Below are 11,634 nucleotides of genomic sequence, written 5' to 3'. Positions count from 1 at the left end.
CAGGCCGCGCTGGTCAAGCTGTCAGCTTCGACGAACGGGGTTTTGCAGACCTTCCCTAGCGATTGCAGGTAGGAGTTTTCAGATATGAAACTATTTGAATTCAATATGTATAGGGCGCTGGCTGCTCACTTTATTGCAGGCTGCCAGCGCAGCATGGCATGCGTAGAATCTGCTGCGCCTTGCTTTTCCAATATTGACAACACGGAGACATATTCCATGCAACGCAGATGCTTTTTCTCTTGCCTGGGCCTGGCGCTGGGCGCGCTGGGCCTGGCCGGCGGCGCGCTGGCGCAGCAGCCCGCCTATCCGGCGGCCAAGCCTATCCGCCTGATCATCGGCTTTCCGCCCGGCGGCGGCATAGACTTCACGGCCCGCACCGTGCAGCAGCCCCTGCAGGAGGCGCTCAGGCAGCAGATCGTGGTGGACTACAAGCCCGGCGCCGGCGGCCTGCTGGCCGCCAGCGAGCTGGCCCGCGCGGCACCCGATGGCTACACGCTGATGCTGGCCAACACCGGGCCGTTCGCGATTGCGCCATACCTGCAGGCCAAGCAGCCCTACGATCCGCTGCGCAGCTTCACCTACATTGGCCAGATCAGCCAGGGCAGCTACATCGCGGTCACGCGGCCCGAGCATCCGGCCAGGAACCTCAAGGAGTTCGTAGACTGGGCGCGGGCCCATCCAGGCAAGGCCTACTATGCCTCTGCGGGCAATGGCTCGTCGACGCACCTGAACGGCGAGCTGCTCAACCAGGTGACCGGGCTGGACATCATCCATGTGCCCTACAAGGGCAGTGCGCCGGCGGTGCAGGACCTGATCGGCGGCCAGACGCAATTGATGATCGATGCCGGCACGGTGCTGCTGCCCCAGATCAAGAGCGGCAAGCTCAAGGCGCTGGCGGTGACCGGTGCCCGGCGCGATCCGCAGCTGCCCGATGTGCCCACCGCCGCCGAGCTGGGCCTGGCGGGCATGCAGTCGGTGGGCTTCCAGGGCCTGGTCGGCCCGGCCGGCATGCCCAGGGAGGTGGTGGACAGGCTCTCCACCGAGCTGGCCAAGGTGCTGGCCCAGCCCGAGATCAAGGCCAAGTTCGCCCAGGCCGGCTCCGAGGTACATGCGCTGGATGCGGCTGGCTTCTCGGCCTTCGTGAAGGCCGAGAACGAGAAATGGGCCCGGCTGATCAAGGAGCGCAAGATACAGCCCAACTGATTCACCACCCCGGCTTGGTAAAGGCGCCCGGCGGATGGCCTGTGGGCCATCCGCTGCACGATTGCAAAGGATTGTCTAATTTTTGAAATCAACATTGAGATATCAATAAAAATTTTCTAACATTCGAATCTTGGATGAAAGATTCGTTTTTGAAAATAAATATCATGCGATATTCTCAGTGCGCTAGGCAGCAATGGTTTCTCCGGGGGGTGCAGATTTTTGTATGTGCATCTGCGGTGCTCCTGCCCATGGGGTCCATGGCGACCACTTACGTTTATGTGGGAAAGCCATACGACCCAGTGACCTATGGCCTCGATGCGGTCAATACCGACGTAGGGCCTGCTCCCACGCCGTATAGCGGCGCCATGTTTCTGAGCGGAAGATTCGAAACCTCGGCGCGTTTGCCCGGCAACCTGATCGAGCAGACGGATATTGGCGCCGATGGCCTGAACCTGGTGAACAACTGGTCGTTCAACGACGGTGTGCGGGACTACACACCACAGAACAGCGCGCTGGTGCCGCAGGTGCCTGCCTTGTCCGGGGTGGGCGGGCAGTTCAGCGGCGCTTCCGTGAAAACGGATGGTTTGGGAAATATCACAGGGTACGCATTTTGGGCCAATGCACCGTTGCCGCCGAATTCGGTCGGTCAAAAGGTGGATTATTTTCTGACCTCTGCCAATACTGGCCTGGGCGGCCGCGAGGGGGATGAAATCGGCAACCAGATGACATGTGCGATTGCCCCGGCCGAATTCGGAAACCAGTGTGCATCGTCCGGTTATCCATTCACCGCCTGGTTTTTCAATGAAACCCCGGGAAAGTGGTCCAGCTTTGATCCGCTGCCCGATAGCGGCCAAAGCACGGCAGGTACCGCGGCGGTGGCCATTGCGAATGTTGCCGCCAACGATGGCGTGAACGGCGCGCCGGCCACGCTAGGCGCCGGTGGCAGCGGCTTGCTGGCCCCGTCGGGCAACTGGCCGGCCGGCATCAGCCTGGACACCGCCACTGGAGCCGTCTCCCTATCCGCAGCCGTAGCCGCAGGCTCCTATGCCTTGACCTACCAGCTCTGCGACAGCCAGTCTCCGCTGGCTTGCGTGGAGGTGGCTGCGACGGTGAAGGTGCTTGCCGCGCAGCCGCCGCGCCCGGCGCAGGCCACGCCGGTTCCGGCGCTGGGGCATGGGGCCCTGGCAGCCTTGTTCGCCTTGTTCTCGGGCCTTGCCGCGTTTGCGCTGAGGCGCGGCCGCGCCGGCTGAGCAGCAAAAACTACCAAGTCGGCCCTGCAAAATCCGCCAAGCCCCTCAAGCTGCGACAAATGCAACATGGACTGTCCGCTGGCCTGACGCCGTTCTGAACGCGGCCAGGAGCACCATTGCGAGCGCGGAAAGCATCGCAAGCGCGGGCACAACAATGCCCTTGAGCCAGCAGCGCTCCATCCCGTTGTCGTGCTTGGTGACCCACGTCACCATTTGCCGCAAAGCATCGGGAGACACCAACGGCCATAATTTGCGCGCATGTTCCCGGCTGCGAACATCGCGCGCCACAATCTGGGCCTGAAACAGGCCCTTGCGGGAGAAAACGGCTACGGCTTCATCCATGCGTGGCAGTCACCAGTGCGGGGCATCAGATGATGGCCTGCAAGCCCTTGTCGGCGATGATGTTCAGCAGTTTCAGCGCCGGCCCGGCCGGGTGGGTATCGCCTTGCTCCCACTTGCGCACCGTCGAAGCGGTCGTGTGCAGATGCAGCGCGAACACCGGTTGGCTGAATTTCAGCTCTTCGCGCAGGTGTTTGATGTCTGCGGCACTGAACTCCCGCACTGGCGGCGGGCAGATGGTATCGAACTCGCGCATCGTGACCTTGCCGATCGCGCCAGCATCGTGCAGCTCGGCTAGGTCGCCGCGCAGGGATTCAATGAGCTTGCTCTTCACAACATACCTCCAGTAGAACGCCGGATTCCAGCGCCTTCGCCAAGTTCTCTGCCGACAATTCCAGAAACACCTTGCCGGCGAACTGCAACGCCTTCCTTTCGTCCTGCGTGATATTCGCCTTGTCGCTCTTGGGGAATCCATGCAGGAACACATGGCGGCTGCCGATCCGTGCCGACAGCAGCGTCCGGTAACCGCCGCTTTTGCCGCCACCAGGGCGCGCGACCCGCTTCTTGTAGAGAAAGCCACCCAGGTCAGCATCCACCAGACCGGCCTCCATCTCTTGGACTGCCTTGCACAACGCGGCATCAGGCAACTTCTCGCCAGCCTGCCACCGTGCAAAGTCCTTGCGTTTGAAGACGGTCATATCTGGCGCTCCCGAAAACTATACCCGAAACGGGCATAGTTTGCCAGTTCAGCGATCAACCCACCCCACGCAGGGGAAGATCCGCCAGACAGTGTCTGGGAAATTGACTTGGAGACCGTTGTAGGAAGCGTGCAGGTTTTCATGCCACGGCTTCCTGGGGCTGGCATTGCCGCCCGCCAGTGACGGCCTGGCGACGACTGGCCACCAGCTCGGCCGCATCGCGCACGGGCTTGTCCTCGGTAGGGACGTAGTGCATGACCTGCGCGACGGTCTTGTGCTGGGTCAACTCCATGCCGACCTTGATGGACACACCCGAATTGGCTTTCCAGCCCCTCCGCCTCCAGCGCCTCCAACTGGCAACTACCAGGCCTGCTGTTTTAGAAGATGCTACTGGGAGCTCTCACCGAACTCGACTCAGAGAATGGAAAGAGTTAGCTTGGACGTCCAGCGGCTGTGCCACTATGCAAGGCTCCCGTCAGGTTTCCAGATCGAATGTACGAACTGGTGACTGCCGGCAGAATTGCAGCAATTGCCAAGCACGCCATTGCAACGCCAAGAATCAAGGTTGATTGAAGCCCGTAGTTGTCAATCAATGTAGATCCGATGGCGCTGCTGATGATGATTCCTAGGGTAATGAAAGATGAGTGGACCGTGTTTACCAGTGGCGAAGCGTTTCCGGCACGCTGCACCCTGACTACCATGGCTGGATTCATCGTGACACCCACAAGTCCGATTGCGATCATAAAGACGAGTGCGACGGGAGCGATCTCAGTCCAGAGTGCGAGCCCGGCGAGGAACAGCGCGTTGAGGACTGTCCCACCCAAAAGAGTCACCACCGTATGGCGATCCGCCAGTCGAGCCACGATGCTGTTCCCGACTACCGTGGCCGCACCGTAGGCCAGCAGGAGCCAAGGCACGGTGCCAAGATCGAATCCAGAAACCTCAGTCAGAATTGGAGTGAAGAAACTAAATGCTGCAAAGGTCGCGCCAATGATGAGTGTGCTTGAAAGAAGCGCCAGAATCAGTTGGGGACGAGCAAAGATTGCCGCCTGCTCGATGAACGATGGAACGGATTCCGATGCCTTGCCTTCGGCCTGTGGGTTGTGGACGAAGATCATGGTAAGGACGCCCGCCAAAGCGGTGGCAATTGCAATAGCCCAGAAGGCCGACTGCCACCCAAACCGCGCACCGATAAGCGTGGCAGCAGGAAGCCCGAGAAGTGTTCCGAGCATGAGTCCATTCATTGCGACCCCAATGGCCCTACCGCGCATGCTCTCATGAACTAAGCGCGCGCACAAAGAAATAGCCACACCGAAAAATGCTTGCGAAGCCACGCCTGTGACCACACGCGCCGCGACCATCATGCTGTAGCTTGAAGCGAAGATCGCAATGATATTTCCGATAAAGAATACCGTGAGGATGGTGAGCAGGCTCGCCTTGGGTGGTACGCGGTGAAGGAGAAAAACAAACACCGGTCCACCGACGGCCATGGCAACTGCGAATACAGTGACGAGGTAGCCGATCTGGGCAATTGTTGCGTCCAGGCCTGCCGCGAGCTGTGGCATGAGTCCTGCCACTGCAAACTCGCTCATAACCATTGCAAAAATCCCGATTGCCAAGATATAGACGGCACCTGGGACTTTCATTGTTTCTTGTGACCGTTGCATAGTCGATTCCTCTCCCCGGCACCTTGGCCGGATTCCTTTTTTAAGTTGCAGACATCACCGCTGCGATAAGGGGGGACACCCGTATGACCGCTTTTAAGTACGAATGGAAGGGGAATGATGGAGGATGTTTTTAGGATCCGACACTCGCTTCGGAGGTTGATGAACAGTGCCTTAATGACCGAATCGCGCTGTGCAGACGCGGATTCACTCTCTGCCTCCAAAGAGCAACGTCCGCAGCGCCAACAAGAACCGCCCGGCGCGGGGTTTGAATCTCTGGAGCAGACCTGGAGTTTTCGGAATTCTTGCTCATACGTTTGTCCCTCCGTCGACGGCAAACGTGGCTCCAGTGATATACGACGCCTCGTCACTGGCTAGAAAAACGGCAACCCGCGCAATTTCAGACGGCTCACCATAGCGGCCAAGAATTGTTGCCGCTCGCTGAAAGTCCGAGGATGGCCCATTTTGGGGATTCATGTCAGTGTCAATCGAGCCGGGAGCAATTTCATTGACGCGAATTCCGCGCGCACCAAGGTCACGGGAAAGGCCGCGGGTGAAGCCGGTGACGGCCGCCTTGCTGGTGGCGTATGAGCTGAATCCTGCCGTGGGGACACGAGAGCCTAGGCAACTCCCAAGGTTGATAACCGCTCCCCCTCGGGGAATGTGTGGGACGACAGCCTGTGTGACGAGAAAGGGACCGACTATATTTGTTTTTATTGTGCGAGTGAGAACTTCATGAGAAATATCGATGAAATCGGGTGCGCTCATGTCGGCATATCCGGCATTGTTCACGAGCACATCGACCTTACCGCCCAGTGCCTTGACGGCCAAGTCGACAGCCCGCGTGATCGTATCCTCGCGTTCCAAATCCAGGTGAACGGCGTGGATCGGGTTTGCTGCCTGAGTGGCAATGCGACCAACCGTGTTTTCTGCCTCCTTCTGTCCAGTTCGGTAGGTAATTGCGACGCTATAGCCCGCAAGCGCAAACTGCGCTGCGATAGCAGCGCCGATGCCGCGATTTCCGCCAGTGACAAGGGCCGTCTTGGCTCGAAGTGCGCCGGTACCCACGGGACGTATGGTTTGAGTCATCTGTTCTCCCTTCCTGATTTCGATTCGTTGACATGAAAACTCTCCTCTTGGAGAGGCTGGTGTTCAGCGCTGTCGGGTATGGTTCGGCCCAGGGTGAAGGCCGTACCGCAGGCCGATTTCGGCCGCCCTAGCGTTGTCGCCCCCCTTGTCAATCGGATGTCTTCGCTCGGTACTGCCCCACCTTCGCCAGAATCAGCCCTTGCTGGGATTTATTGTATTTAAGAGTACAAAAAATACAAGGCATTTGTGATCTGTGCCGACTTGCCGTGTCGCTCCCTCCGTGCAAGGGCTAGGGGAAGGTCGCGCCCAAGGTGTAGGGGGGAGTTTTACAGTGAGGTCGGTGCGCTCAGGGGTTGGCCCGCGGGGAATCCATTGAGCCGGTGATGCAGCAAGATCGGCCATATCGCCAAGACGCTGTAAGGTGGGGTACGGCTGGGCGAAACCCCATCGAGCAGTCTTTCCGCTGCGTCTTCGATGCGGCACGAAGCACCGACCGAAACACGTGGCGCGCCTGCGCGAGCGCGAGTTCGTCAGTCAGACGCCATGGTCCAAACTGGAGGTGGGTGGGGTGTTGACGCGAAAGTGGGTGATTAGGTCAGCGTGGCCCCAAGGCTCATTCGTGCAATTCTATGCAACTGTGCTGGCTCCGCGCCAGTCTGGGCAATCACTCGCAGGCCAGAAACCACAGTGACAATCAATGTGGCCACGTCCTCAGGTGAGGACTGGGGGCGCACGCTACCATCGCGTTGTCCGACTTTCGCTGCCTCGGTCAGGAGAGAAATGCGGTGACTGAGATCATGGTCCAGAATAGCTTGGACCCGGGTGTCACTTTTTCGTATATCAGGAGACATAAACGTGTGTACGGTCATGCACCCGGCAGCATGCCCATTCTTGCGAGCCGCCCACTCCTCGTTGACAACCATCTCCACGATGCGCCAGAGCCGCGTACCACCATCAAGTTTGGCATCAGTCAATATAGCCTCTTGCTGAAGCGCCACGACTTCGACGTATCGTTGCAATGCCTGCACGAACAGTTCTTCCTTGGAGGTAAAAGCGTTGTACAGGCTACTCCGACGCAGGCCGGCCGCCTCGCACAGCTGCTCCGTGGAAGTATCAGCAAAGCCGTGAATGCGGAACTCTGCCGCCACGGAGTCTAGTACTGCCTCTGTATCGAAGGATCGTGGTCTACCCATGGTGAAATTTCATCAAATTTTGTACAAAATTATACAAAATTCGTATCCTTCCGTCACTCATATCTTCCAAAGTCTGCATGGGAATGCAGGTGGCGTGTCGGGCCGGCAAAACCGCCTCCATGGCATTGACGGGTTGCGCCGCAAGCGCAGCGCCTACAGCGCGCAGTTCAAACTGCAGGTGCTGGCCCGTCAGGATCGCGAACAGCTTTCCAGCCGCCAGGTCGCCGCGCTCTATGGTATCCGCGATCCCAACCAAGTCGTGGTCTGGCGACGCAATCTCTATCAAGGCCGCCTGCAGGCTTTCGAGAGCGAGAAAGAAGATCTTCCCCAAATGAAACCGGAGAAATGCTGTGCTGCGCCGTCGAACAAGGTCGCCACCAACAATGCGGTGCAATCCCTGTGCGCGGAGGTCGTGTAGCAAAATCCCCGCAGGGCGCACGCCGTGCGGGGTTTCTGCGGCCGGCGAGGTGCCGAAAGGCTTATTTCAGCTGACCAGCCCTGAGGTCTTCGAGCGCCTTTTTCACGCCCGCGCCATAGGCTGGATCGGCCTTGGTGCAGTGCTCGATATGCCGGTCGATGATGTGCTGCGATACGCCGTTGATGTTGCGCGCGGTGTTTGCGAACAGCAGTTGCTGCTTCTCGGGTGTGAGCAGGCGGAACAGGTCGCCGGGCTGGGTGAAGTAGTCGTCATCGTCCTCGCGGTAGTTCCAGCGCGCGGCGTCGCCGTAGAGCTTCTCGACCGGCTCGGCGTACTCGGGCTGCTCCTGCCATTCGCCCTTGGAGTTGGGCTCGTAGGCAAGCGTGCGGCCGTAGTTGCCGTCCACGCGCATCGCGCCATCGCGGTGGTAGGCGTGGTAGGGGCACTGGGGCGCGTTGACCGGGATCTGGTGGTGGTTCACGCCCAGGCGGTAGCGCGCGGCGTCGGAGTACGAGAACAGCCGCGACTGGAGCATGCGGTCGGGCGAGGGGCCGATGCCGGGCACCAGGTTGCTGGGCGCGAACGAGGCCTGCTCCACGTCGGCGTAGTAGTTGTCGGGGTTGCGGTTGAGCTCCATCACGCCGACCTCGATCAGCGGGAAGTCCTTCTTGCTCCACACCTTGGTCAGGTCGAAGGGGTGGAAGCGGTAGGTCTGGGCCTGCTCCTCGGTCATGATCTGCACGCACAGCTTCCACTTGGGGAAGTCGCCGCGGTCAATGGCTTCGAGCAGGTCGCGCTGGCTGCTTTCGCGGTCCTGGGCGACCACCGCGGCGGCCTCGGAGTCGCTCAGGTTTTCAATGCCCTGCTGGCAGACCCAGTGGAACTTGACCCAGTGGCGCACGCCATCCTGGCTGATGAGGCTGTAGGTGTGCGAGCCGAAGCCGTGCATGTGGCGGTAGCCGCGCGGAATGCCGCGGTCGCTCATCACGATGGTGATCTGGTGCAGCGCCTCGGGCAGGCCGGTCCAGAAGTCCCAGTTGTTCTCGGCGCTGCGCAGGTTGGTGTAGGGGTCGCGCTTGACGGCCTTGTTCAGGTCGGGGAACTTGAGCGGGTCGCGGAAGAAGAACACCGGCGTGTTATTGCCCACCAGGTCCCAGTTGCCTTCCTCGGTATAGAGCTTGACCGCGAAGCCGCGGATGTCGCGCTCGGCATCGGCCGCGCCGCGCTCGCCGGCCACGGTGGAAAAGCGCGCGAACAGCGGCGTCTGCTTGCCGATCTGCGAGAACAGCTTGGCGCGGGTGTAGCGGGTGATGTCGCCGGTGACGGTGAAGGTGCCGAAAGCGCCCGAGCCCTTGGCATGCATGCGGCGCTCGGGAATGACTTCGCGGTGGAAGTGGGCGAGCTTTTCGAGGTGCCACAGATCCTGCAGCAGCATGGGGCCGCGCGGGCCGGCGGTCATCGAGTCCTGGTTGTTGGGAACGGGGGCGCCTGCGGCGGTGGTGAGCTTGTCGGTCATCGTGCTTCCTTTCCGTGGGTGGGGGCTGTGCGGCTGGGCCGCCAGAAATTGCCATCGATCACTTTTCACGATCGATGAAAACCATTGTGTAGGATGGGCGCGCTTCTTCCAAGGTTTTGGCGATTGGGATTCCTCAACTCGGCGATAGCCATCGAGCCGCTTTGCGCTTGCGCAAAGGCGCGGGGTTCAGCGCCGCAGTGGCTGGACCAGGGTGCTCTTGCCGAACAGGCTCTGCACCAGGTCGACCACCAGCTCGGCGGTCTGGTTGCGCACATCCAGCGCGGGGTTCAGCTCCACGATGTCGAGCGAGCCGAGCAGGCCGGTGTCGGCGATCATCTCCATGCACAACTGGGCCTCGCGGTAGTTGGGGCCACCGCGCACCGTGGTGCCGGTGCCGGGCGCGATCTCGGGGTCGAGAAAATCCACGTCGAAGCTTACATGCAGGTGCGTGTGAGCGGCGCAGGCGCCGGCCAGCGGCGCCAGCGCGCGCGCCATCACCTCGCGCATGCCCAGCTCGTCGACCGCGCGCATGTCGTAGACCTCGATGTCGTGGGTCTTGATCAGCTGTTTTTCCTGCTCGTCCACGCTGCGCAGGCCGATCTGGCACAGCGATTGCCGGGCCAGCGCCGGCGCGAAGCCGGCCAGGCCCGCCAGTTCGGCCGGCCCCAGGCCGCACAGGCTGGCCACCGGAATGCCGTGCACATTGCCGCTGGGCGAGGTGGCGGGCGTGTTGAAGTCGGCATGGGCATCGAGCCACAGCACGCGCAGCTCTTTGCCGGCTGCGCGGCAGTGGCGCGCCACCGCGCTGATCGAGCCCACCGCCAGGCTGTGGTCGCCGCCCAGCATCAGCGGCAGGCGGCCGGCCGAGAGTGCGCCATGCACTGCGTGGTGCACTGAGCGGCTCCAGGCCAGGGCCTCTGCGTAGTTGCGCAGGCCGCTGGCCGCATCGCGCTCGCGGCGCAGGTTGGGCGGGCCGGCCAGGTTGCCGCTGTCGTGCACCTCGCAGCCCAGCCGGGCCAGCGCGGGGCCGAGCTGGGCCACGCGCAGCGCGTCGGGCCCCATGGCCGCGCCCAGGCGGCTGGCGCCGATGTCGGTGGGCACGCCGATGAGGGTGATGGCGGCAGGCGTGCCCATCTCAGGCCTGCCTTTGCCGGGCTGCCGGCGCCAGGGCCGTCGCTACGGCGCCCGCGCCGCGCACCAGGCCGTACAAGTCCTTGGGATCAGCCAGCTCGGGTATGAGGCGCAGCCCCTGCAGCAGCCCATGTTCGCGCGCCAGCGCCTGCATGTGGCGCATGGCCGAATAGTCTTCGAGCGCAAAGCCCACCGAGTCGAACAGCGTGATCTCGCCGGCATCGCGGCGGCCCGGCGCCTGCCCGGCGAGCACGCGCCAGATTTCGGTGACCGCGAAGTCCGCCGGCATCTGCTGCAGCTCGCCCTCGATGCGGGTCTGCGGCTCGAACTCGACGAACACGCGCGCCCGTTCGAGCACCGCCGCCTCCAGCTCGGTCTTGCCGGGGCAGTCGCCGCCCACCGCGTTCAGGTGCATGCCGGGCCGCAGCATGGCGGCGCGCAAGATGGTGGCATTGGTCTTGTCGGCGGTCACGGTGGTCACGATGTCGGCGCCGTGCACCGCCTCTTCGGCGCTGGCGCAGCAGGCCAGCTCCAGCGGCGCATCCCGCAGGTTGTGCACCAGCTTGCGCGTGGCGGCGGGGTCGATGTCGAACAGGCGCAGCTTGCGTATGCCCAGCAGGCCGGCGAAGCCCAGCGCCTGGAATTCGCTTTGCGAGCCATTGCCGATCAGCGCCATGGTGGTGCTGGCGGCGCGCGCCAGCCGCTTGGCGGCCATGACCGAGGTGGCGGCGGTGCGCAGCGCGGTGGTCAGCGTCAGCTCGCTGAGGAAGGTGGGGGCGCCGGTGTCCATGCGGGCGAGGGCGCCGAAGGCCATGATGGTGGGAATGCCGGCGCTGGTGTTGCGCGGGTGGCCGTTGACGTACTTGAACGCATAGTGCCGGGCATCGGCCACCGGCATCAGCTCGATCACCCCATGGGGCGTGTGCTGGGCCAGCCGAGCGGTCTTGTCGAAATCGTTCCAGCGGGCGAAATCCTGCTCCAGCGCCTGCACCATGCCGCGCAGGCATTCGACCAGGCCCACCTCGGCCACCAGGCACGCGGCGGCCGGGGTGCTCAGGTAGTCGATGGCGCAAGAATGGCTCGTTGGTGTGCTCAGCGGTATGGCCTGCATGGTGGGCTCCTGCGGTATCTTG

General features: G+C 62.1%; 12 protein-coding genes and 1 pseudogene. 3 read left to right on the top strand and 10 right to left on the bottom strand.

Translation table 11 applies throughout. The features are described from left to right. The first annotated feature begins 216 nt into the window (after positions 1–216). Complete coding sequence (locus tag ACODRX_RS12430; RefSeq protein ID WP_488871818.1) at positions 217–1,203, top strand: Bug family tripartite tricarboxylate transporter substrate binding protein; 987 nt, start codon at positions 217–219, stop codon at positions 1,201–1,203. A 134-nt stretch (positions 1,204–1,337) separates the two neighbouring features. Continuing rightward, the gene (locus tag ACODRX_RS12425; protein WP_488871817.1) at positions 1,338–2,453 is read left to right on the top strand and encodes a hypothetical protein; all 1,116 of its coding nucleotides are present in this window, start codon (positions 1,338–1,340) and stop codon (positions 2,451–2,453) included. A gap of 45 nt (positions 2,454–2,498) precedes the next feature. On the opposite strand, the gene ACODRX_RS12420 is transcribed toward ACODRX_RS12425, so the two are convergent. From ACODRX_RS12420 to ACODRX_RS12390, 7 genes and pseudogenes are all read right to left on the bottom strand, one after another. Beyond that, positions 2,499–2,795 carry a hypothetical protein gene (locus ACODRX_RS12420; RefSeq protein ID WP_488871816.1) on the bottom strand — a complete coding sequence of 99 codons (297 nt, stop codon included), beginning with the start codon at positions 2,793–2,795 and terminating at the stop codon, positions 2,499–2,501. A 25-nt stretch (positions 2,796–2,820) separates the two neighbouring features. Continuing rightward, a complete protein-coding gene (locus tag ACODRX_RS12415) occupies positions 2,821–3,126 on the bottom strand; it encodes a helix-turn-helix domain-containing protein (RefSeq protein ID WP_488871815.1) in 306 nt (101 codons plus the stop codon). Continuing rightward, a complete protein-coding gene (locus ACODRX_RS12410) occupies positions 3,107–3,490 on the bottom strand; it encodes a type II toxin-antitoxin system RelE/ParE family toxin (protein ID WP_488871814.1) in 384 nt (127 codons plus the stop codon). The genes ACODRX_RS12415 and ACODRX_RS12410 overlap by 20 nt, the downstream gene beginning before the upstream one ends. A 139-nt stretch (positions 3,491–3,629) precedes the next feature. Further along, positions 3,630–3,812 (bottom strand): annotated as a pseudogene (locus ACODRX_RS12405) (integrase); the annotation flags it as partial. Between the two features lie 109 nt (positions 3,813–3,921). Beyond that, positions 3,922–5,157, bottom strand: a complete 1,236-nt coding sequence (locus tag ACODRX_RS12400; protein ID WP_488871812.1) for an MFS transporter — start codon at positions 5,155–5,157, stop codon at positions 3,922–3,924. Between the two features lie 306 nt (positions 5,158–5,463). Beyond that, on the bottom strand, positions 5,464–6,243 hold the full coding sequence (locus ACODRX_RS12395; RefSeq protein ID WP_488871811.1) for an SDR family NAD(P)-dependent oxidoreductase: 780 nt from the start codon (positions 6,241–6,243) through the stop codon (positions 5,464–5,466). 590 nt (positions 6,244–6,833) lie between these two features. Continuing rightward, the gene (locus ACODRX_RS12390; RefSeq protein WP_488871810.1) at positions 6,834–7,436 is read right to left on the bottom strand and encodes a TetR/AcrR family transcriptional regulator; all 603 of its coding nucleotides are present in this window, start codon (positions 7,434–7,436) and stop codon (positions 6,834–6,836) included. Here ACODRX_RS12390 and ACODRX_RS12385 point away from each other — a divergent pair. Continuing rightward, the gene (locus ACODRX_RS12385; RefSeq protein WP_488871809.1) at positions 7,435–7,854 is read left to right on the top strand and encodes a transposase; all 420 of its coding nucleotides are present in this window, start codon (positions 7,435–7,437) and stop codon (positions 7,852–7,854) included. The genes ACODRX_RS12390 and ACODRX_RS12385 overlap by 2 nt on opposite strands. Positions 7,855–7,915: 61 nt before the next feature. Here ACODRX_RS12385 and ACODRX_RS12380 read toward each other — a convergent pair whose 3' ends face one another. The 3 genes from ACODRX_RS12380 to ocd form a co-directional block, all read right to left on the bottom strand. Then, entirely contained in the window at positions 7,916–9,370 is a 1,455-nt protein-coding gene (locus tag ACODRX_RS12380; RefSeq protein WP_488871808.1) for a catalase, read from the bottom strand. A gap of 186 nt (positions 9,371–9,556) precedes the next feature. After that, complete coding sequence (gene rocF, locus ACODRX_RS12375) at positions 9,557–10,504, bottom strand: arginase (RefSeq protein ID WP_488871807.1); 948 nt, start codon at positions 10,502–10,504, stop codon at positions 9,557–9,559. A 1-nt stretch (position 10,505) separates the two neighbouring features. Next, positions 10,506–11,612, bottom strand: coding sequence for an ornithine cyclodeaminase (gene ocd / locus ACODRX_RS12370; protein ID WP_488871806.1), 1,107 nt, complete (start codon positions 11,610–11,612; stop codon positions 10,506–10,508). Positions 11,613–11,634: the final 22 nt, after the last annotated feature.

It is taken from the genome of Comamonas sp. FG99, from assembly GCF_057808605.1.
This window is presented reverse-complemented; position numbering and strand designations above follow the sequence as displayed.